The organism is Wigglesworthia glossinidia endosymbiont of Glossina morsitans morsitans (Yale colony) (genome assembly GCF_000247565.1).
Classification (GTDB): domain Bacteria; phylum Pseudomonadota; class Gammaproteobacteria; order Enterobacterales; family Enterobacteriaceae; genus Wigglesworthia; species Wigglesworthia glossinidia_B.
The window spans coordinates 170,358-191,865 of the sequence record NC_016893.1 but is presented as its reverse complement, the minus strand read 5'-3'; the positions used below and the strand labels follow the sequence as shown (position 1 = coordinate 191,865).

The window sequence follows — 21,508 nt, the reverse complement described above, 5'->3', positions numbered from 1 at the left end:
AGAAATTTTAATATGATAATAAATACAATCAAACAATTTTTAAAAGTAGATTTTTTATTAAACAAGTTAATTAAAAATGAACAAAAAAATAAATTTATTTGGAATGACGAAATTACAATTACAGGAATTTTTTTTAAATTTAGGAGAAAAAAAGTTTCGTGCTAATCAATTTATGCAAGCAGTGTATCAAAATTATTGTGATAACATAAATAATATTTTCAATTTTAATAAAAATTTACGTAATAAACTATTAATACAATCAGAAATTAAAATACCAAAAATAATATCTGAATATATTTCACAGGATGGTACAATCAAATGGATATTGCAGATATCTAATCAAAATATTGAAATTGTATATATTCCAGAAAAAAATCGAGCTACTTTATGCATATCTTGCCAAATAGGATGCGCTTTAAATTGCACTTTTTGCGCAACAGCAATGCAAGGATTTAATAGAAATTTAGATTCTTCTGAAATGATTGGACAAATTTGGAATGCAATGAAAATTGTCCATACAAAAAATTATACATTAAAAAAAATTACAAATATTGTTTTTATGGGCATGGGAGAACCTTTGTTAAATTTAAAACAATTAATTTCTACAATAAATATAATTTTAGATAATCACGGTTTTAATTTATCTAAAAGACGTATTACGATATCTACCGCAGGTATATCTCATATTATTCAAAATCTTGGAAAAGTATTAGACGTAAAATTAGCAATTTCTTTACATGCTCCAAATGATATTTTAAGAAATCAAATAATGCCTATTAATCGCAAGTATAATATTTGTTCGTTACTATCAGCTGCAAAAAAATATATCTCTGTATCTAAAGCTAATCAAGGAAAAATTTCTATAGAATATGTTATGCTAAATAAAGTTAATGACTCTGATAATCATGCATATCAATTAAAAAATTGCCTAAAAAATTTTCCATGTAAGGTAAACTTAATCCCATGGAATTGTATTCCTAAATCTCAATATAAACCTAGTAATAAAAATCAAATAAAGAAATTTTCACAAATTTTAAAAAAAAACGGAATAATTACTACTATTAGAAAACAAAGAGGCGATTCAATTAATGCGGCTTGCGGACAACTATCAGGAATTGTAGCTAATCGTATGTATAAAAGAACAAACATGTTGCATAAAATGCCTTAAAGATTACAATATAAAGTTGCAATTATAATACTCACTTTCAAAATTAAATTTTGAACATAATTGAAAATAAAAAAATTCTATTAAAAAAATGAATATTGGAGAAAAAAAAAATCAAATAACTTCTAATACTATCGGAAAATCTTTAAAAAAAGCACGTGAAAATTTGGGATTAAGTCAAAAAGAAATTGCTAAAATTTTACGTTTAAAAGTATCAATAATAGATAACATAGAAAACGATGCAGAACATCCTCACGTATCACAAACGTTTCTATACGGATATATTCGAGCATATGCAAATTTAGTAAAATTACCTAAAACAGAACTTTCATTAATAAATAATAAAATGCAAAGTTCCTTTCCTAGAATAAAAGCTACTAGTCAAATTAAATCATTAAAGCAATATAAAAAAAAAGATATATGGCTCGTTAAAATTACATGGCTTGCTATTTTTATTATCGTTATACTTATAGGCACCTGGTGGTGGCAAAGTTATCGTATTAATTATCAAGATATTTTAAATATTAAAACTTTACAAGTTGAAAAAAAAATAAAAAGAGATTTTAAAAAAGTTAATGATAAAAATTAAATATTACACAATTAATTAATTATAATATATTTATTTTATTAGCATATTATATAATAATGGAACTAATATGAATCAAACCATATCTATTAAACGTAGAAAATCAAAAAAAATTTATATTAAAAATATTCCAATAGGAGGAGATGCTCCAATTTCTGTACAATCTATGACAAATACTTGTACAACAAATGTAAAAGCTACTATCAAGCAAATTAATAAATTACAACAAGCTGGAGCAGAAATAATTCGTGTGTCTGTGCCTACATTAGAAGCAGCAGAAGCATTTAAAAAAATCAAACAAAAAGTTACAGCTCCAATAGTAGCAGACATACATTTTGATTATCGAATTGCATTAAAATCAGCTGAATATGGTGCGGATTGCTTACGCATTAATCCAGGCAACATTGGAAATTTAAAACGTATTCAATCTGTAATCCATATTGCTAAAGAAAAAAAAATACCTATTCGTATTGGTGTAAATTCAGGTTCACTAGAAAAAGATATTCAAGAAAAATATGGAATAAAAAATCCGCATGCTTTGTTTGAGTCTGCAATGCGTCATGTAAACATTTTAGAAAAATTAGATTTCAATAATTTTAAAGTCAGCGTAAAATCCTCAGATGTATTAACTTGTATTTCGGCATATCAATTGTTAGCATCTGCTATCGAACAACCATTGCATTTAGGTATAACAGAATCTGGCAGTCTAACAAATGGCACAGTCAAATCGGCAATAGGAATTGGTTTGTTATTATTTAGCGGTATAGGAGATACTTTACGTGTTTCTTTAGCTGCAGATCCTGTTAATGAGATTAAAGTAGGATTTCATATTTTACAAGCTTTAAACATCAGAAAACGAGGTATTAATTTTATAGCATGCCCCACTTGTTCACGTCAAGAATTTGACGTTATTAAAGTAATTAATACTTTGGAAAGTAGATTAGAAGACATTACAACTCCTATGGATGTATCTATTATTGGTTGTATGGTTAATGGAATCGGAGAAGCTGAAAAATCAGACATTGGAATTTCAGGATATCGTAATAAAAGCATTCTATATGAAAATGGAGTGAGAAAAAAAACAAAAATTAAAAATTCAAAAATAATTGATACAATAGAAAAATATGTTAGAAAAAAATCTAAAAATTTGTAAAAAATTTTTTAATTTTGATTTCGAGAAAAATAGATGCATATAAAAAAAAATACAGCACATATCGTACGAGGTATGAAAGATATTCTTCCAGAGCAAACAAATCTGTGGAGATTTATCGAAAAAAAAATTATAAAAATAATTTCTAATTATAATTATCAAGAAATACGATTTCCTATTTTGGAACATTCTCAAGTTTTTTCTCGAGCAATTGGCAATAATAATATAGTTGTCAAAAAAGAGATGTATACTTTTTTAGATCGTAATTCTTGTAGATTAGCTTTACGTCCAGAAGGAACTGCAGGATGTGTGCGTTCTGCAATTTATAATAATTTATTTCACAATAATAGTATACATAAATTATGGTATATAGGTCCTATGTTTCGCTATGAAAGACCTCAAAAGGGAAGATATAGACAATTTTCCCAAATAGGTTTAGAAATATTTGGATCTGATCATATCAGTGCAGAATTTGAATTAATTTTACTTACTTCAAGAATATGGAAAAACCTTAACATAGATCAAGATTTAATATTAGAAATAAATTCTATCGGTAATTTTCAAGAAAGAGAAAATTATTTAAAAGATCTAAAAAAATTTATTTTTATTTACAGTGAAAAAAACAAAATAAAAGTTCAGTTTGATTTCAATAGTAATCCTTCAAAAATAATTAATGCAATTAATCTTACAGAAGAAGAATCGTTAAAAATTCCTAAAATTTTTAATTACATCGGAGAAAATTCAAAAAATCAATTTTTAAATTTATGTAAATTATTAAAAAAATCAAATATACCATACAAAATTAATTCGAATTTATTTAGAGGATTAGACTACTATAATGATATTATATTTGAATGGATGCCAAAAATATTAAACTATTCAAATATTGCTATTTGCAGTGGAGGCAGATACGATAATTTAGTCAGACAACTTGGTGGCATGCATACACCAGCATTAGGCTGTGCTATCGGATTAGATCGTCTCATATTATTAGTTGAATTTAAACAAAAAAAAATAAAAAAAGATTTAGAATATATAGATATATATGTAATTACTATTACACACGATATAATAATAGAAATGCTATTATTTGTAGAGCATTTACGCAGCTCTTTGTCGTATACATTAAAAATTATGACAGATATTAGTCAAAAAAATTGCAAAAAAAAATTAAAAACTGCAAATAAATTAAATGCAAAAATTGCATTAATTTTAGGAAAAAAAGAAATAAAAGCAAATAATATTACTATTAAATATTTAAATAGCGGTATTCAAGAAACTGTGCATCAAAGTCGTATTATTAATATTATTAAAAAATATTTAAAAAATTAAATATTACTTATTATGTCTTTATTTAAAATAAATCAATACATATTTAAAAAAAATATATTTATTTTATTATTTTTTTTTATATTCATTTTAATTTCTATTTTTTTTTATAAAAAGTATCAAAGAAATAAAAACGACGAACTATATCAATCTTTTCAAATTTGGAAAGATATGAAAAAAAAATTAGAAAATTCTGAATATACAAATTTTTACGCAGCAAAAGAACATAAAAACAACTATACTGTATTTATTTTGTTAGGGATTGCAAAAATAAATGTAGAAAACAATAAATTTGAAGAAGCTTTAGTATATTTAAATAAGGCTTTTTTATTAGCAGAAGATTTAAATTTAAAATCTTTAATTGCTTTAAGAAAAGCAAGATTAATGTTACAACAAAATGATATAGAAAATGCAGAAAACATTTTAAAAAATATTACCCGTCCAGGATGGAAAGAGTTAGCACATTACATTTTAAATCACGACGTTCATTTTAAAAAAACACATAAAACTTGAAATTTTGTCATATAATTATGGACAACTTAAACACTGAAAATTTTTTTCATGTTACTTCTGAAATAAATTATATTCATAAAAAAGATTTATCTTTACAGAAAAATTTTAACACAAATAAAATAAAAAAATCTTGGACTAATTTTTTAGATTTCAAAAATATGAAATATTCTCAATTAATTCCAGCAAATAAAAATGAAAAAATATTTTTTGCAAATTATACCGGCACAGTGAAAGCAATAAATATATATACTGGAACAAAAATTTGGGAAATAAATTTAAACAATCTATTTATACCACATAAAAAAAATATAAAACTTGCAGGAGGAATAGGTGTTAGTTCAAGTGACATTAATTATATATACATGGGATCTGAATATGGAATAATATATGCTTTAGATATAAATAATGGAAAATTAATTTGGAAACAAAAAACTTTAGGAAAAATATTGTCTATACCACAATCAACAAATTATGGAGTACTCATAATTTATACTAACAATGGGTTTTTACAAGCATTAAATGAAATAGACGGCAGTATACAATGGACAAAAAAAATAAATAATGAAGTATTTAATACATATAAATATGATATATTTTTTGTAAAAATTTTTTCAGATAAAGTGATTTTAATAGATAATAAAAAAAACGTAATAGCTTTATCCGTATATAATGGAGAAACTATATGGGAACAATCTATTAATTATATTGACCATAAAAAAAATAATTTATTTTATAGTATAAATGAAAAAAAAGATGTAATTGTTTTAGATAATAAAATTTATGTTATTTCAAAAAATGGATATTTGTTTTGTTTAAATTCAGAATCAGGAAAAATACTATGGATAAACAAATCTATATATATATCTAAAATTTTATATGATAAAAATAATTTATATGCAATAGATCAATACTATAAAATCATCGCTATAAATTTACATACTGGAGAAAATGTATGGATTTATAATCAAAAACTAATTCGACCTAATTATAGGCATTTTGCTATATATCATAAATATTTCATTTTTTTAGATCAAAATAAATACGTATATCAAATTAATATTAATAATAGAAAGTATATAAAAAAAGAAAAAATTAATATATCAGGAAATATATTTTTTATGAATATATTTAAAAATTACTTACTAATAATTGCAAAATCTGGGAAAATATATTCTTTTAATCTATAAAAATTAAAATTGTATACTTAAACTAATGGTATAATATGAATCTTATTATTGCTTTAATTGGAAAAGAAAATTCGGGAAAATCTACTACTTTTAATCAATTGATACAAAAAAATATTGCATTAATTTCTAGCATTCCAAATTTTACACGTGATCGTCAGTACGCCGTTTGTACGCGAAAAAAATGTAATTTCATTTTTATTGATACTCCTGCAATAGATTCGGGAGATTTTTTTTCAAAAAAATATAAATTTAATAAACAATCTGTGCTTGCAATTCAAGAATCACATATTATTTTTTTTATTATTAAATATGAATTTAACACTACTTTTGATAATTTTTTGCAAACTATACATTTTTTAAAAAAAATTAAAAAAAAGTTTTTCGTTATTATTAATTTAAGTTTTTTAAAATATGAAAATGAAATTTTAAAAAAAATTAATTTTCTTGGAATTCAGAATCAAGTTTATTTAATAAATTGTAAAAAAAAATTAGAAATAAATAAATTATTTAATCTTATTTTATATCCAGAATATTTTTTAATTAAATCAAGCACTGAAAAAAATAAAAATAAAAAAAATTATGATTATAATACTGAACAAAATATTTTTGATGTGAAAAAAAAGTATTTTAATTTACCTAAAATAATTATTCTTGGACGTCCAAATTCTGGAAAATCTACTTTAATGAATTCTTTATTAAATGCACAAAGAGCATCTGTATCAAACATTGCAGGTACTACAAGAGATAGCTTGTGTGCAATGTGCACAAGAAAAAAAAAAGTTATTTATTTATTGACACCGCAGGAATATCTAAAAAAAATAAATTAAAAAATATAGAAAAATTAATTTTAGAAAAAACATTTAATATCATTAAAAAAATAGACATTGTATTATTAATAATTGATCCATTTATTGGTATTACAAAACAAGATCTTTGCCTATTAAAAATAGTTATAGATAATTGTAAATCTTTAATAATCGCAATTAATAAGTATGATTTAATTTCTAAAAATCATTATTTAAAAATTAAACAAAATATACAGCGCCGAATTACTTTTTTTAAATCTGTCGAAATACGCTGTATATCAGCGAAAAAATCTTATGGAATAAATAATTTAATTAAATCCGTAGATAGAACTTATAAAAGCCGAACATCTTTCTTTAAAACATCGCAACTAACTCGTATATTATATCAAGCACTCGTTAAAAAACAGATTCCTATTGTAAAATATAAAAAAATAAAATTAAAATATGCACATGTTGGTGGATGTAATCCTTTAATTCTTGTTATACACGGTAGTAAAACTAAATATTTATCGATTAATTATATTACTTATTTAAAAAATTATTTCATTCAACAGCTTCAGTTAACTGGAAGCAAATTAAAAATAAAATTTATTGATAAATAATTTTTTTTAAAATTTTAGATTTTTAAATATTCTGTTATATATTAATATTGAGGACCGAATGGTACTAAAATTTTTCCTAAATCTGTATGCTCAAATTTGCAAAAATTAGAAACAAATTTTTTTGCTAATTTTTTAGCTTTAATATCCCATTCTTGATGAGATTTAAAAGAAAAACGTGGATCTAAATCTTTTGGATTGATGCCTTGAATATTTTGAGGAATTTTTAAATTAAAAATTGGTAAATTGTATGTTACGCATGAATTTAAAGATCCGTCTAGAATATTTTTTATAATTTTTCGAGTATTTTTTAAAGAATATCGAATACCATAGCCATTCCACCCTGTATTTATTAAAAATATTTTAGAATGTGCACTTTTAATGTATTTAAACAAAACTTCAGCGTAAACGGTAGGGTATAATGATAAAAAAGCTTCTCCGAAGCATGATGAAAAGGTTGGTTCAGGATCAACAATTCCTCGTTCAGTCCCTGATATTTTAGAGGTAAAACCAGATAAAAAATGATATAATCCTTGTTTTTTAGATAGCATGGATACGCATGGAAGTACTCCAAAAGCATCAGCAGTTAAAAAAATTATGTAACTTGCATGACCCGAACTAGAAATAGGTTGCACGATATTTTTTATATGATATATAGGATATGATACTCGAGTATTTTCTGTTTTACTACTATCTTCAAAATTTACTGTTTTGTCAGGAAAAACTACGACGTTTTCTAATAATGCATTTTTTTTAATAGCGCCATAAATTTCTGGTTCTTTTTCTTTAGATAAGTTAATTGTTTTTGCATAACATCCTCCTTCAAAATTAAAAATTCCGTTTGCGTCCCATCCATGTTCATCGTCACCTATTAAAAAACGTTTGGAATCGGTAGATAAAGTAGTTTTGCCTGTACCAGATAAACCGAAAAATAAAGCTACATCGTTTTTAATGCCTACATTAGATGCACAATGCATAGATGCTACTTGTTTGAGTGGTAAAATGTAATTCATCACCGAAAACAAACCTTTTTTTATTTCCCCTCCGTACCAAGTACCTCCAATTAATAAAATACGTTTAGTTAAATTAATTGCAATGAAATTTTCTGAATTTAATTTTTGCTTTTTCCAATTCATATTTACGGCTTTAGGAGCGCTTAGTATAGTAAAATCTTGACAAAAATTTGATATTTCTGAAAAAATAGGACGGATAAACATATTTTTAACAAAATGAGCTTGCCATGCAATATCAGTAATAAAACGTATTTTCAATCTATTTGGTATAGTTGCACCACAAAAAGCATCTATTACAAATAAACGTTGATTTTTAAGTTTATTGATAACAATTTCATATAATGAATTCCATACGTCTTCGGAAATCGGATAATTATGACTTTGATGTTTAGGATGATCTGACCACCAAATTTTATTTATTGTGTTAGAATCTCGTACAAAATATTTATCTTTTGGTGATCTTCCAGTAAATTCTCCTGTGTCTACTGAAATAGCGCCAAATTTTGTTATAGTGCAGCTTTCTAATCCATCTAAATTATGATTAGTTTCTTCTTCAAATAATTTTTCAAACGTTGGATTATAAATAATTTCAACATATTTATTAATTCCGTGTATTTTCAGATTATTCGCAATTTTGTCTATTTGCATTATGTATTTTCCTAAAATTTATAATAAATTTAAAATACTAGTTTTAATAAAAAATTATGCGTTGAATCAAATAAATTTGATATTATTATTTTATAATAATATAATAAATTTAAAATAACTTTATAGAAATAAAAATATTTTTTAAAAAAAATACAAGTCTAAATTCAAAGATTAATATAATTATAAAAATTATTTAATTAAATTAATTTTAAAATTTATATCGTAAAAAACTTAAATAGACTATATTTTATAGATAAATTAAAATAATTTTTTTTATGCTAATTATGTTAATATATTTATCAAAACTTGTAAATTTTTTTAAAAAACTTACATATGTATCAAAAAAATTTCTATTAACCAACAATTATTAATTAAAGATTTATTTTTTTGTTAAAATATGGCAGAAAAAAGAAATATTTTTTTAATTGGCCCTATGGGCGCCGGAAAAAGCACAATAGGACGCCTATTATCTCAAAAACTTCATATGGAATTCTTTGATTCTGATTATGAAATAGAAAAAAGAACTGGAGCAGATATTTCCTGGGTATTCGATGTTGAAGGAGAAGATAAATTTCGTATTCGAGAAGAAAATATCATTAAAGAAATTACCGAAAAACAAGGTATAGTACTAGCAACAGGCGGAGGATCTATTCAATCTAAAAAAACAAGAAACCGACTCTCTGCTAGAGGATTAGTAGTATATCTAGAAACTACCATCGATAAACAACTTGATAGAACAAAAAAAGATAGAAATCGCCCACTATTATTGACAAAAAATCCTTCTAGACTATTTTTAGAAAATTTAGCAAAAGAAAGAAATCCATTATATACAGAAATTGCAGATTTTATTATAAAAACTAACTCCTATAGCGCAAAAATTGTGGTAAATAACATTATTAATACATTATTTAATAATTAATAATAATTTATAAAAAATGAAAAAAATAAGTATTCTGTCTCAAAGAAATAATTATTCTATCGTAATTAGTAAAAACTTATTCAAAAAAAAATCTTTTTTTTACCCTTTGATATATACTCGTAATATTGTAGTGATAACGGATACTAACATAGCACGATTATATTTAAAAAAAATAAAATCTTTTTTTTTAAAATTATGTTTTAAATATCAACATATAATTCTTTCATCTGGAGAACATAAAAAATCATTTAATACTGTAAAAAAAATTATATCCATTCTATTAAAACACCAATGTAATAGAAATACAATTCTTATTGCAATAGGAGGCGGTGTAATTGGAGATTTGTCAGGATTTGTTGCCTCTATTTACCAAAGAGGTATTCCAATAATACAAATTCCAACAACTTTATTGTCTCAAGTAGATTCTTCTATAGGAGGAAAAACAGGAATTAATCATTTATTTGGTAAAAACATGATCGGATCATTTTATCATCCGATAGCTGTCGGAATTGATCCTACATTTTTATATACACTACCAAAAAAAGAAATTTTTTCAGGATTATCAGAAGTTATTAAATATGGAATTACATTAAATCTAAAATTTTTTTATTGGTTAGAAAAAAATATAAAAAAAATAATTAATTTAGAGACAAAAACATTACAAAACTGTATATATAAATGTTGTAAATTAAAATCTGAAATAATATCAAAAGATATATATGACCTAAAAACGCGAATGATATTGAATTTTGGTCATACATATGGGCATGCTATTGAGAACTTTGTTGGATATGGGAACTGGTCGCACGGTCAAGCGATTTCAGCAGGAATGATGATATCTATATATTTATCTAAATATTTTTCAAATATTGACAATTTTACTATTAAAAGAATTCAAAACATTTTAATTAAAGCAAAATTGCCAATTCATGGACCAAAAAATATGTCTCCCGAAGACTATATTAATTTAATAAAATATGATAAAAAACAAAATGATATAGATTCTGGATTTACAGAAATTATAATACGGTCAATAGGAAAATCAACAATTAAAAAAAATATAGAAACATCATTTATTCGATCTGCCATACAACAATGTCATATTCAAAATTAAGATTAAATCTAAATAATATTAATAATTTTTGATAATAGGCAATGATAATATGAATCATAAAATTACTGATACTACATTAAAATCAAATAACCAAAATAATCGAACTTCCTATATTTCACGTAAAAATTATGCAGACAATAAAAAATTACTAAATAAAAATAAATTTATGATTATCGCTAGTATTATTTCTATATCATTAATAGTAATTATGGGAATAATTTTAAAACGTCTATCTAAAAAATCAGATGTCACCCAAGAAATTATGATTATCGAACAGAAAAATAAAGAAAATAAAGAAAACATAAATGATCTTAAAAAAGATGATGATTTATTTTCTAATAACAAAGAAAATAAGCTTTATTCTGACGTTCAAGAAGAATTAAAAGAAACGAATCATAAAAATTCGCATGATAGCAATCTTGCAATATCAAATCATAAAAAATCTGTAATATCAAGTAATAATAAAACGCACCATAGTACAGATGAAATTAATAAAAAATTAAATTCTCAACAAAATATAGTTGCCCCTCATGATTCTAATTTAAATAAAATCAGTCACAGCTCGTCATTACACATAAATGATTTGAAGAAAAATACTTCTGAAAAAAATTTTTTACAAACAACTCCGGATAATTACTATACAATACAATTTAGTAGCTCATCTAATTTGCAAGCAATAAAAAATTATGCAAAAAATAATAAACTAAATCCTTATTGGATTCATAAAATTTCTAAAAATAGTAAATATCAGTATTTGTTAGTTTCAGGCACATATTCTTCATTAGAAGAAGCTCAAAATGTTATTAAGAAATTACCGGAAAATTTGAAAATCAACAAACCATGGATACGCAAAATTAAGCAAATAAAACAATGAAATTAGATTTTTTTAAAGAACTTATTATTTAATTATTTACTTTATATCGAAATTTAATTTAATATTTTTAATATATATTTCATTTCAAAAAATAAGAACACGTTTTATTACAAATAATATTTATCAAATTTTATATGTCGAAGATAGAACACAAATATTACATTTCTCCATCTATTTTAGCTGCAAATTTCACAATACTTGGCAAAGAAATACAACAAGTAATTTCTGCAGGAGCAAAAAGTATTCATTTTGACGTTATGGATAATCATTATGTTCCTAATCTTAGTATAGGACCAATTGTATTGAGATCTTTACGTAAAAGCGGATTTGAAATTCCTATCGATATACATTTAATGGCAAAACCTATCGATAAATTAGTTTGTTCTTTTATTAAAGAAAAATCTAATTGTATAATTTTTCATCCTGAATCTACAAATAAAATAGAACATATCTTGAATAAGATCAAAGAAAATAATTGTAAAACAGGTTTAGCATTTAGCTTATCTACATCTTTGAAATATCTTGAAAATAATTACATTTTAAAAAATCTTGATACAGTCCTAATTATGTCCGTTAATCCAGGATTTTTTGGTCAAAAATTTCAAATAAAAGCAATAAATAGAATCCGAAAAATACGAAAATTAATTAATAATAGCGGATATAAGATCTTGATTTCTGTAGATGGCGGTATTAATGCAAACAATATTTATAAAATAGCATATTCCGGAGCAGATATATTTGTGATAGGATCTGCAATATTTCATCAAAATCATTATTTTGAAACAATAAAAGAAATGCAATTGAAAATAATACGTGCCAAATCTGATATTTTATCAAAAAATAAAAATTAATAAAGGTGAGTATGTGAAACTCAATATATTTAGTGCTGCACAACCTTCTGGAATTCCAACTTTAGGAAATTACATCGGTACAATAAGAAGCTGGAATGCTTTTCAAAAGAATTATAATAGCATATATTGTATTGCTGATTTACATGCTATTACAAAAAGACAAAATCCAAAATTATTATTAAAAAATTCTTTAGATCTTTTGTCTATTTATTTGTCATGTGATATTGATCCAAAAATTAGCACAATATTTATGCAATCACATCGTCCGGAGCACACACAATTATCTTGGATGCTAAGTTGTTATACATATTTTGGAGAATTAAAAAGAATGGTTCAATTTAAAGAAAAATCTAAAAATAATAAAAATATAAATATAGGATTGTTTTCTTACCCAATATTAATGGCCAGTGATATTCTATTATATCAAACCCATAAAGTTCCAGCAGGCTTAGATCAAGCACAACATATAGAGCTTAGCAAATTAATTGCAAAGCGTTTTAATAAAATATACAATAGCAATATTTTTAACGTTCCAGAATTAATTATTACGCAATCAGGATCTCGGATTATGGCATTATCTAATCCGAAAAAAAAAATGTCTAAATCAGATAAAAATAAAAATAATTTTATTAGTTTACTTGATTCAGAAGAATCTATAATAAGAAAAATAAAAAATGCTCAAACAGATTCAGATCAACCTCCAGTTATTAAATATGATGTAATTAAAAAACCTGGGATTTCTAATTTGCTATGCATTTTATCTGAACTGACTGGAAAAAATATAATAGAGTTAGAAACATACTTTTCAAATAAATTATATCGAGATTTAAAATTAGAAGTTATTCATACAGTTCTAGAACATATCAAAAAAATACAAAAAAAATATTTTTCTATAAGATCCAAAGAAAAGTATTTAATAGAAATATTACAATCTGGTTCTGAAAAAGCTAAAAAAATAGCAAACAATACTCTTTCGAAAGTTAAAAATGCAATAGGATTACATTCTTAAACTTATTTACGACTTTTTTTTATGAGTATTTTTGATTGGTGCACAATAGTATCAACATTAATTTTGAAAAAATTAAATACATCTTTTCCTGACCCGGATCTTCCAAATTCATCTATCCCAATTATTTTTCCGGATAATCCAACATATTTATACCAGAAATGAGACACTCCTGCTTCTATAGCAATTCTTAATTGTACATTTTTTGGTAAAACTAACTCCTTATAAATTTTACTTTGAGATTCAAATAAATCTATGCATGGTAATGATACTACACGTATTTGATATCCATTATTTGAAAGTATTTTGTATGCACGTACAGTTATTTCAATTTCAGATCCAGTAGATATTAAAATTAATTCAGGTTTTTGTTTAGATTCTCGTAAAATATAACCTCCTTTTGAAATGTTATTTAATGCACTTACGTTACGATCTTGTTTTATTACATTTTGACGAGTCAATACAATAACTGTGGGACCACATCGCTCTATTGCATTTTTCCACGCTACTGCAGTTTCTACTTGATCACATGGACGCCAAACACTTAAATTTGGAATAATACGTAAAGCACTTAACTGTTCTATAGGTTGATGTGTTGGTCCATCTTCACCCAATCCAATAGAATCATGTGTATATAACATAATATGTTTAGCTTGCATCAATGAAGCCATACGTACTGCATTAATAGCATATTCCATAAATACTAAAAATGTTGCAGTATATGGAAGAAATCCTCCATAAATTGCTATTCCATTAGCAATAGCAGTCATTCCAAATTCTCTTGCACCATAATGAATATAATTTCCTGAGATATTCGATTGAATTGAAATAGAACATGATAGTTTTGTTAGTGTACTTGGAGTTAAGTCAGCTGATCCTCCAATAAGTTCAGGTAACATATAATTAATTTTTTCTAAAATATTTTTAGAAGCTTGTCTGGTAGAAATGTGATTGTTTTCTTTTTGCGTATTAGTTATTATTTTTTTAATTTGTTTTTTCCAGCATACAGGCAACTTAAATTTTAATCTTCTGATAAGCTCTTGACTTAGTTTAGGGTATTTATGTGTATATTCATAAAATATTTTATTCCATTTTAATTCATAATTTTTTCCTAAATCAACTGTATTCCAAGCTTTGTAAATTTCGCTTGGTATAATAAAAGGAGCATAATTCCATTTTAATTTTTTTCTTGTTTGTGATATTTCCATTTCACCTAAAGGTGCGCCATGAGACAAATGACTGCCAGATTTATTTGGCGAACCAAAAGCAATAATTGTATTACAAATTAATAAAGAAGGTTTATTAGTTTCATTAAGAGCGTTTTTAATTGCTGTATGAATATTTTTGCAGTCATGTCCATCAACATTATGTATTACATGCCATCCATACGATTCAAATCTACTTGCTGTATCATCATTAAACCAATCTTTTATTTCTCCGTCTATTGAAATTCCGTTATTATCATAAAATGCTATTAATTTTCCTAATTTCATATTTCCTGCTATAGAGCAGGCTTCATGTGAAATACCTTCCATCATACAACCATCTCCAAGAAATACATATGTATAATGATCAATAATATTAAATCTTGGACGATTAAATTGTGCAGATAAAATTTTTTCGCTTATTGCTAAACCAACAGCGCTAGCTATACCTTGGCCTAACGGTCCAGTAGTTATCTCAATACCATCTGTGATTTTAAATTCAGGATGACCTGGAGTTTTTGAGTGTATTTTTCGAAATTTTTTTAAATCTTCTATAGATATGTTGTATCCTAAAAGATGTAAAACACTATATATTAAAGCTGATGCATGACCATTAGATAAAACAAAACGATCTCGGTTGATCCATTTAGGGTTTCTAGGATTATGTTTCAGATGATTACGCCACAAAACTTCTGCAATATCAGCCATTCCCATTGGAGCTCCAGGATGTCCAGAATTTGCAAATTGCACCATGTCCATACTTAATACGCGAATGGCGTTTGCTAAAATCTTTTTAGAAATTTTCATTTTTAACCTTACAAGTATTTTAAAAAAATATTATCTATTTTTTTTTGATCATTAAAAAATAATCGAATTCCTTCCGATAATTTTTCTATAGCCATCGCATTATAGTTATATTGCCAACGAAATTTAGATTCAGATAGTTTTTTGAATTTATTTAAACTAGGTAATATATGAGGTAATATAGTATTAGATTTTTGCATACAACTTAATTGTTCAAAAAAAATTGGAGCAACAGTAATCGCATCATATCCAATTAATGCGTAAATTTGTTTTAAATTTCTAAAGCTTGCTCCCATAATAATAGTGTTATAATTTCTTTGTTTATAAAAATTATAAATTTTGTAAGCTAATTTAATGCCTGGATCTAAATATAGTAGGGATTTATGCTGCATTTTTTTATTTTTAAAATACCAATCACATACTCTACCTATAAATGGAGATATTAAATGTACTTGTGCTTCTGCACATGCTCTAGCTTGTATAAGTGAAAAAATCAATGTTAAATTACAGTTTATTCCAGATTTTTCTAATATTTCTGCTGCTTTAATACCTTCCCATGTAGCTGCCAATTTAATTAATACGCGATTTTTTTCTATTCCATACTGATTACATAAAAATATTATTTTTTTAGCTCTTTCAATTAAAGCTAAATAATCAAAAGATAATCGAATATCTATCTCGATAGAAACACGTCCAGAAATTAATTTTAAAATTTCTTTTGATACGTTTACATATAATTTATCATTGGCATTTTGTAAACGTGTTTTTTTATCGCCACCTTGTTTGTTTGCATAAGATACTGCATCTGCAATAAATTCTTGATAAATATATGAAGTCATTTCTTTGTATACTAAAGATGGATTTGTAGTGACATCTTTTGGTAAATATTTCTTAATTAATTCAAGATTACCGGTATCCATTACGACATTCGTAAATTTTTTAATATTATTTAATTGATTCATATATTTTCCATTAATAGAAAATTTCTAAAATATATAGAAATTTAAAATGTAAAAGTTTTTTATAAAAGTATTTATATATAAATATATGAAAAACTATTATATATTAATTATAAATAATTTATATTAGTTTTTATTCAACCAATTTTTAGCAGTTAAAAAATCAGTATATAATTTATTTTCACGACTTTTTGGATGAGGCTTCCAGTCATATTTCCATTTTACTAATGGAGGCATCGAAGATAATATAGATTCGATTCTACCTTTTGATTGAATACCGAATAAAGTACCTCTGTCTAATAATAAGTTGAATTCTACATATCTGCTACGTCGATATAATTGAAAATCACGTTCTCGTTGCTTCCACGTATAAGATTTTCTCAAATTCACTATTGGCAAATAAGCTTCTATATAACCATTACCTATTGCTTGAATAAAGCAAAAAACTTGGTTAAAATCTGGTGTATTTAGATCATCAAAAAATAAACCTCCAATGCCTCTAGGTTCATTACGGTGTTTAATAAAAAAATATTCATCGCACCACTTTTTATACTTTTCATATAAATCTTTTCCAAAAGGACGACAAATTTTTTCAGCAGTACGATGCCAATGTATTGCATCTTCTGTAAATCCGTAATATGGAGTCAAATCGAATCCTCCTCCAAACCACCATGTTGAAATATTTTTAGCACTTTTAACTGAAAAAAAACGGATATTTAAATGACTAGTGGGAATATAAGGATTTTTAGGATGTACTACTACTGAAATTCCAGTAGCCTTATAAAAACGATTTAAAAAATTTTTATTTTTATTTGTAGATGCGTGTGGTAGTGAATTTCCAGAAATGTTTGAAATATTTACGCTAGCTTGTTCAAATATTTTTCCATTTTTTAAAACTCTAGTACGACCTTGACCGCGCATTGTTTTCCATTTATCTTCTTTAAAGATAGAATGATTGTCTACTTTTGAAAAAGTATCACAAATTTTGTTTTGTAAATCAGAAAAAAAAGATAAAATTAACTGAAAATTATATTTCTTCATATTTTTCCTAAAATCAATAAAATATTAAAAAAACGATATGATAAAATTTATATCTTATTTTATCAATAAATAATCTGTATAAAACTACAAATAATATGGAATAAATAAAAAAATTATTTATGTTGTATCATTTTAACTGTATATGCATTAAAAATTATCTTGATACAATTAAATGTTGCATTTAAATTAATATTTTTCTAAAATTTTTAATATAAATATATATAATTTCTTAAAGTGAATATATTAATAAAATTCGGAAAAAATTCATGCAGTCTTTTTTTTGGAAAACTATAGGATCAGGAAAAAAAAATATAATTTTTTTGCATGGATGGGGGTTTAACGCACAAATCTGGTCAAATACTATTCCTTATTATTTTAAAAAATTTAAATTACATCTTATAGATCTTCCAGGATATGGAGAAAATAAGAATTTTTCTTGTTATTTACTTTCAGATATTATAGAGGTTATTTCAAATCGTGCACCAAAAAAATCAATATTAATTGGATGGTCTTTAGGAGGTTTGATAGCAAGTAAAATTGCAATTCAATATCCTAAAAAATTTCATGGATTAATTATTATATCTTCTTCTCCTTGTTTTTGCGAAAAAAAAAATTGGCCTGGAGTAAAAATAAAGATTTTAAAAAATTTTGCATTGCAATTAAAAAATAATTTTAAAAACACTATGAATCGATTTTTTAGTATTCAATTGTTAGGTGCAAAAAAGCAGATTAATAATATACGAAAATTAAAAGAAAATTTTTTTAATCAACCTGATCCATCTTTTGAAGCTTTAATGTCTGGATTAAAAATATTGCAAAATACAGATATACGCTGTTCTTTGAAACATCTGAAAATTCCTGTTTTAAAAATTTATGGTAATTTAGATATACTTATACCGAGAAAAGTAATTCCTGCTATTAAAAAGTTATACTGTACAAATAACGCCGATATCATTATCCCTGATGCATCTCATGCTCCATTTATTTCACATCCACAGTTGTGTTCGAAAGTTATTAATAAATTTTTGAAAAAAAATTTTTTTTAAAATAAAATTAATCGAAATTTGTAAATATATTTTAAGCACAGATAAAATCTAATGTTTGAATTGTATTTTTTGAACATTTAATAAATGATTAAATTATGCTATAATTATAAATAAATTTAATTTATTTTTAGTTCTTTATGAAACTATCATATTTATATTTATTTTTTGCTATTATTTCCGAAGTTTTTGCGACTTCGCTTGTAAAATTATCAAATGGCTTTACAAAAATTTTTCCTTCTATTTTAGTGCTTATAGGATATATTTCATCTTCATTTTTTTTATCTTTAGCTCTACAAAATATTCCTGTCGCGATTGCATATGCTTTATGGTCCGGACTTGGAATTTTATTTGTTACTTTATCTGGATACTTTTTATATAATCAAAAATTAAATTTTATAGAAATTATTGGAATTTTATTGATAATATCGGGTATATTTGTTATGAACATTTTTTCAGCATTTTGTAAAAAAACATCTTAATTTTCAATTTATTTACTGGGGCACCAGGATTCGAACCTGGGATCGCGGGATCAAAACCCGCTGCCTTTCCTCTTGGCTATGCCCCACAACAAAAATGTGCGGAAGGCGAGACTCGAACTCGCATACTTTTTGAGTGCCAGATCCTAAATCTGGTGCGTCTACCAATTTCGCCACTTCCGCAAAATTAGCTACGACAGGATTTGAACCTGTGACCTCGGCGTTATGAGTGCCGTGCTCTAACCAACTAAGCTACGTAGCCATCAGGGCGCATTATGCGCAGTAATTATGTAAGAAGTCAATTAATTTTTACAATAAATTAAAAATTTTTAGTTCATTTAGTTGTATACTGCAGATAAAATCTTTTTTTTTACAATTTAGATGTATGTATATCTAATGTTCTTCCGGAAGGGTCCGGGATCATATGTTCTAGTTGACGCCATTTTGAAGCAATTGATGATGAACATGCAATCGATGCACCATAAGGTATACATTTTGTTGCATTAGATATTGGAAACAATTCTTCAAAAATTTCTCTATATAAATAACCTTCTTTAGAATATGGAGTATTATATGGAAATCGTACACGGGCATTTTCAAATTTTTTATCGCTAATTTCATTTTCAGATAACTTTTGTAAACTATTAATCCAAGAATAACCTACTCCATCTGAAAACTGTTCTTTTTGTCTCCATAAGATGGATTTGGGAAGATATTCAAAAAAAGCTTTTCTTAAGATGTATTTTTCAACTTGTTTATTAGGGCACATTTTATGTTTTGGATGAATATTCATAATTAAATCTAAAAAATTTTTCTCTAAAAACGGAAATCTGATCTCTACTCCCCAAGCTAACATAGATTTATTTGCACGTGCACAATCGTACATGTGCAAAAGTTTTAATTTTCTTACTAACTCTTCATGAAAATCTTTTGCGCTAGGTGCATAATGAAAATATAGATATCCTCCAAAAATTTCATCTGCACCTTCTCCGGAAAGCACCATCTTAATACCGCAAGATTTAATTTTTCTAGACATTAAGTACATTGGAATTGAAGCACGAATTGTAGTAATATCATATGTTTCTACGTGGTAAATTACATGACGTATTACATCTAATCCATTTTGTTCTGTAAATATTATTTCATGATGTTTTGTATTTAATATTCTAGATAATTTTCTCGATGCAATTAAATCTGGAGCATTTAACAATCCAATAGAAAATGATTGTAATCGCTTTCTTTTTAATTTTCCATTTTTTAGCATTATTAATTTTTTTGTTATAGATGCTATTATTGCAGAATCAAGACCTCCTGATAATAATACTGCATATGGTACGTCGGAATTTAAATGCATATTTACTGATTTTTTTAATGAAAATATAATTTTTTCATAGTTTACAGGTTTATCTTTTATGTTTTCATATTGAAACCATTTTCTGTAATAATATTGACGTATAATACCATCTGGGCTCCATAAATAACTCCTAGGAGGAAACTCTTGCACAGTTTTGCATACTGGAATAAGTGCTTTCATTTCTGAAGATATATATAAATTTTTTTTTATATCATATCCAATATACAAAGGAACCATTCCAATATGATCTCTACCTATTAAATAACACTTTTTTTTTGTATCATATAAGATAAAAGCGAACATACCATTTAATAAATCTAAAAAATTTTCTCCGAACTTATCATACAATGCTAATATGACTTCACAATCTGAATGTGAATGAAATTGATAATGATTACATAATTTTTTTTTAATTTTTTCGTAATTATAAATTTCTCCATTCATTATTAATATGTTTGTTTTATTTGAATTAGTGATTGGCTGATGTCCGTTTTTTATATCAACAATAGATAAGCGTTCATGTAGTAAAATTACGTTTTTATCTGTATAAATACCATTTTCATCCGGACCACGATGCGACATTAAATGTGAGCAATATATTGCTTTTTTTCTCAGTTCTTGATAATTTCCTTTAATTCCTAAAATTCCAAATATAGAACACATATACCCTCAAATTTTATTTATCTTATTTATCTTTAAAAAAATTTGTTTTACTTGAAATTAAAAATAATTATATATTTACTACTTTTTATTAAGTACGATATTTAAAGATTTTAATTTTTTAAGATTTTTTTAAATTTTATATCATATATATAATGAATTAAAAAACGAGTTTTTTTAAATAAAAATAATTTATTTTTACT

19 protein-coding genes, 3 tRNA genes and 2 pseudogenes are annotated in these 21,508 nt (G+C 24.9%); 16 read left to right on the top strand and 8 right to left on the bottom strand.

Going from position 1 to position 21,508, the window contains the following annotated elements:
• Nucleotides 1–76: 76 nt before the first annotated feature.
• The 9 genes and pseudogenes from rlmN to WIGMOR_RS03595 all read left to right on the top strand — a co-directional run bounded on the left by rlmN (nucleotide 77) and on the right by WIGMOR_RS03595 (nucleotide 7,338).
• Nucleotides 77–1,168: a 23S rRNA (adenine(2503)-C(2))-methyltransferase RlmN gene (gene rlmN / locus WIGMOR_RS00895; RefSeq protein ID WP_014353964.1), complete on the top strand. Its 1,092-nt coding sequence runs from the start codon at nucleotides 77–79 to the stop codon at nucleotides 1,166–1,168.
• An 88-nt stretch (nucleotides 1,169–1,256) separates the two neighbouring features.
• Nucleotides 1,257–1,754, top strand: coding sequence for a helix-turn-helix domain-containing protein (locus tag WIGMOR_RS00890; RefSeq protein WP_014353963.1), 498 nt, complete (start codon nucleotides 1,257–1,259; stop codon nucleotides 1,752–1,754).
• Between the two features lie 67 nt (nucleotides 1,755–1,821).
• Nucleotides 1,822–2,904: a flavodoxin-dependent (E)-4-hydroxy-3-methylbut-2-enyl-diphosphate synthase gene (gene ispG, locus WIGMOR_RS00885; RefSeq protein ID WP_014353962.1), complete on the top strand. Its 1,083-nt coding sequence runs from the start codon at nucleotides 1,822–1,824 to the stop codon at nucleotides 2,902–2,904.
• A gap of 33 nt (nucleotides 2,905–2,937) precedes the next feature.
• Nucleotides 2,938–4,233: a histidine--tRNA ligase gene (gene hisS, locus WIGMOR_RS00880; RefSeq protein WP_014353961.1), complete on the top strand. Its 1,296-nt coding sequence runs from the start codon at nucleotides 2,938–2,940 to the stop codon at nucleotides 4,231–4,233.
• 12 nt (nucleotides 4,234–4,245) lie between these two features.
• Entirely contained in the window at nucleotides 4,246–4,743 is a 498-nt protein-coding gene (locus tag WIGMOR_RS00875; RefSeq protein WP_014353960.1) for a tetratricopeptide repeat protein, read from the top strand.
• 17 nt (nucleotides 4,744–4,760) lie between these two features.
• Nucleotides 4,761–5,930, top strand: a complete 1,170-nt coding sequence (locus WIGMOR_RS00870; protein WP_041944105.1) for an outer membrane protein assembly factor BamB family protein — start codon at nucleotides 4,761–4,763, stop codon at nucleotides 5,928–5,930.
• A gap of 35 nt (nucleotides 5,931–5,965) precedes the next feature.
• Nucleotides 5,966–6,313, top strand: a pseudogene (locus WIGMOR_RS03605) (GTPase); the annotation flags it as partial.
• A 300-nt stretch (nucleotides 6,314–6,613) separates the two neighbouring features.
• Nucleotides 6,614–7,059 (top strand): annotated as a pseudogene (locus WIGMOR_RS03600) (GTPase); the annotation flags it as partial.
• Nucleotides 7,036–7,338 (top strand): ribosome biogenesis GTPase Der, encoded by a 303-nt coding sequence (locus WIGMOR_RS03595; RefSeq protein ID WP_408068264.1) that lies wholly within the window; start codon nucleotides 7,036–7,038, stop codon nucleotides 7,336–7,338. The pseudogene WIGMOR_RS03600 and the gene WIGMOR_RS03595, both read left to right, overlap by 24 nt.
• Nucleotides 7,339–7,379: 41 nt before the next feature.
• On the opposite strand, the gene pckA is transcribed toward WIGMOR_RS03595, so the two are convergent.
• Complete coding sequence (gene pckA / locus WIGMOR_RS00855) at nucleotides 7,380–8,996, bottom strand: phosphoenolpyruvate carboxykinase (ATP) (RefSeq protein ID WP_014353958.1); 1,617 nt, start codon at nucleotides 8,994–8,996, stop codon at nucleotides 7,380–7,382.
• 397 nt (nucleotides 8,997–9,393) lie between these two features.
• On the opposite strand from pckA, the gene aroK reads away from it, so the two are divergent.
• The 5 genes from aroK (at nucleotide 9,394) to trpS (ending at nucleotide 13,763) form a co-directional block, all read left to right on the top strand.
• A complete protein-coding gene (gene aroK, locus WIGMOR_RS00850; protein ID WP_014353957.1) occupies nucleotides 9,394–9,915 on the top strand; it encodes a shikimate kinase AroK in 522 nt (173 codons plus the stop codon).
• A gap of 16 nt (nucleotides 9,916–9,931) precedes the next feature.
• Nucleotides 9,932–11,029 carry a 3-dehydroquinate synthase gene (gene aroB, locus WIGMOR_RS00845; RefSeq protein ID WP_014353956.1) on the top strand — a complete coding sequence of 366 codons (1,098 nt, stop codon included), beginning with the start codon at nucleotides 9,932–9,934 and terminating at the stop codon, nucleotides 11,027–11,029.
• Nucleotides 11,030–11,078: 49 nt separating this feature from the next.
• Nucleotides 11,079–11,903: an SPOR domain-containing protein gene (locus tag WIGMOR_RS00840; RefSeq protein WP_041944102.1), complete on the top strand. Its 825-nt coding sequence runs from the start codon at nucleotides 11,079–11,081 to the stop codon at nucleotides 11,901–11,903.
• Between the two features lie 134 nt (nucleotides 11,904–12,037).
• On the top strand, nucleotides 12,038–12,754 hold the full coding sequence (gene rpe, locus WIGMOR_RS00835) for a ribulose-phosphate 3-epimerase (RefSeq protein ID WP_014353954.1): 717 nt from the start codon (nucleotides 12,038–12,040) through the stop codon (nucleotides 12,752–12,754).
• Nucleotides 12,755–12,767: 13 nt separating this feature from the next.
• The gene (trpS, locus tag WIGMOR_RS00830; protein ID WP_184486945.1) at nucleotides 12,768–13,763 is read left to right on the top strand and encodes a tryptophan--tRNA ligase; all 996 of its coding nucleotides are present in this window, start codon (nucleotides 12,768–12,770) and stop codon (nucleotides 13,761–13,763) included.
• Between the two features lie 2 nt (nucleotides 13,764–13,765).
• Here the strand turns inward: trpS and tkt are convergent, their stop codons facing one another.
• The 3 genes from tkt to hemF all read right to left on the bottom strand — a co-directional run bounded on the left by tkt (nucleotide 13,766) and on the right by hemF (nucleotide 17,769).
• On the bottom strand, nucleotides 13,766–15,772 hold the full coding sequence (tkt, locus tag WIGMOR_RS00825; protein WP_014353952.1) for a transketolase: 2,007 nt from the start codon (nucleotides 15,770–15,772) through the stop codon (nucleotides 13,766–13,768).
• An 8-nt stretch (nucleotides 15,773–15,780) separates the two neighbouring features.
• Nucleotides 15,781–16,731, bottom strand: a complete 951-nt coding sequence (locus WIGMOR_RS00820; RefSeq protein ID WP_014353951.1) for a transaldolase family protein — start codon at nucleotides 16,729–16,731, stop codon at nucleotides 15,781–15,783.
• Nucleotides 16,732–16,854: 123 nt separating this feature from the next.
• A complete protein-coding gene (hemF, locus tag WIGMOR_RS00815) occupies nucleotides 16,855–17,769 on the bottom strand; it encodes an oxygen-dependent coproporphyrinogen oxidase (protein WP_014353950.1) in 915 nt (304 codons plus the stop codon).
• A gap of 266 nt (nucleotides 17,770–18,035) precedes the next feature.
• Between hemF and bioH the strand changes: the two genes are divergently transcribed.
• Both bioH and WIGMOR_RS00805 read left to right on the top strand, forming a co-directional pair.
• Nucleotides 18,036–18,815, top strand: coding sequence for a pimeloyl-ACP methyl ester esterase BioH (gene bioH / locus WIGMOR_RS00810; RefSeq protein ID WP_014353949.1), 780 nt, complete (start codon nucleotides 18,036–18,038; stop codon nucleotides 18,813–18,815).
• A 137-nt stretch (nucleotides 18,816–18,952) separates the two neighbouring features.
• A complete protein-coding gene (locus WIGMOR_RS00805) occupies nucleotides 18,953–19,294 on the top strand; it encodes a DMT family transporter (RefSeq protein WP_014353948.1) in 342 nt (113 codons plus the stop codon).
• A gap of 15 nt (nucleotides 19,295–19,309) precedes the next feature.
• Here the strand turns inward: WIGMOR_RS00805 and WIGMOR_RS00800 are convergent.
• From WIGMOR_RS00800 to asnB, 4 genes are all read right to left on the bottom strand, one after another.
• Nucleotides 19,310–19,380 (bottom strand) — tRNA-Gln (locus WIGMOR_RS00800).
• A gap of 11 nt (nucleotides 19,381–19,391) precedes the next feature.
• Nucleotides 19,392–19,474: transfer RNA gene (locus tag WIGMOR_RS00795), tRNA-Leu, on the bottom strand.
• Between the two features lie 5 nt (nucleotides 19,475–19,479).
• Nucleotides 19,480–19,553: transfer RNA gene (locus WIGMOR_RS00790), tRNA-Met, on the bottom strand.
• A gap of 108 nt (nucleotides 19,554–19,661) precedes the next feature.
• Nucleotides 19,662–21,308 (bottom strand): asparagine synthase B, encoded by a 1,647-nt coding sequence (gene asnB / locus WIGMOR_RS00785; RefSeq protein ID WP_014353947.1) that lies wholly within the window; start codon nucleotides 21,306–21,308, stop codon nucleotides 19,662–19,664.
• Nucleotides 21,309–21,508 lie beyond the last annotated feature (200 nt).

Bases quoted from the DNA above. Each gene is read 5' to 3' on its own strand.
- rlmN (WP_014353964.1), top strand. From the start codon at position 77: ATGAACAAAAAAATAAATTTATTTGGAATGACGAAATTACAATTACAG.
- WIGMOR_RS00890 (WP_014353963.1), top strand. From the start codon at position 1,257: ATGAATATTGGAGAAAAAAAAAATCAAATAACTTCTAATACTATCGGA.
- ispG (WP_014353962.1), top strand. From the start codon at position 1,822: ATGAATCAAACCATATCTATTAAACGTAGAAAATCAAAAAAAATTTAT.
- hisS (WP_014353961.1), top strand. From the start codon at position 2,938: ATGCATATAAAAAAAAATACAGCACATATCGTACGAGGTATGAAAGAT.
- WIGMOR_RS00875 (WP_014353960.1), top strand. From the start codon at position 4,246: ATGTCTTTATTTAAAATAAATCAATACATATTTAAAAAAAATATATTT.
- WIGMOR_RS00870 (WP_041944105.1), top strand. From the start codon at position 4,761: ATGGACAACTTAAACACTGAAAATTTTTTTCATGTTACTTCTGAAATA.
- pckA (WP_014353958.1), bottom strand. From the start codon at position 8,996: ATGCAAATAGACAAAATTGCGAATAATCTGAAAATACACGGAATTAAT.
- aroK (WP_014353957.1), top strand. From the start codon at position 9,394: ATGGCAGAAAAAAGAAATATTTTTTTAATTGGCCCTATGGGCGCCGGA.
- aroB (WP_014353956.1), top strand. From the start codon at position 9,932: ATGAAAAAAATAAGTATTCTGTCTCAAAGAAATAATTATTCTATCGTA.
- WIGMOR_RS00840 (WP_041944102.1), top strand. From the start codon at position 11,079: ATGAATCATAAAATTACTGATACTACATTAAAATCAAATAACCAAAAT.
- rpe (WP_014353954.1), top strand. From the start codon at position 12,038: ATGTCGAAGATAGAACACAAATATTACATTTCTCCATCTATTTTAGCT.
- tkt (WP_014353952.1), bottom strand. From the start codon at position 15,772: ATGAAAATTTCTAAAAAGATTTTAGCAAACGCCATTCGCGTATTAAGT.
- WIGMOR_RS00820 (WP_014353951.1), bottom strand. From the start codon at position 16,731: ATGAATCAATTAAATAATATTAAAAAATTTACGAATGTCGTAATGGAT.
- hemF (WP_014353950.1), bottom strand. From the start codon at position 17,769: ATGAAGAAATATAATTTTCAGTTAATTTTATCTTTTTTTTCTGATTTA.
- bioH (WP_014353949.1), top strand. From the start codon at position 18,036: ATGCAGTCTTTTTTTTGGAAAACTATAGGATCAGGAAAAAAAAATATA.
- WIGMOR_RS00805 (WP_014353948.1), top strand. From the start codon at position 18,953: ATGAAACTATCATATTTATATTTATTTTTTGCTATTATTTCCGAAGTT.
- asnB (WP_014353947.1), bottom strand. From the start codon at position 21,308: ATGTGTTCTATATTTGGAATTTTAGGAATTAAAGGAAATTATCAAGAA.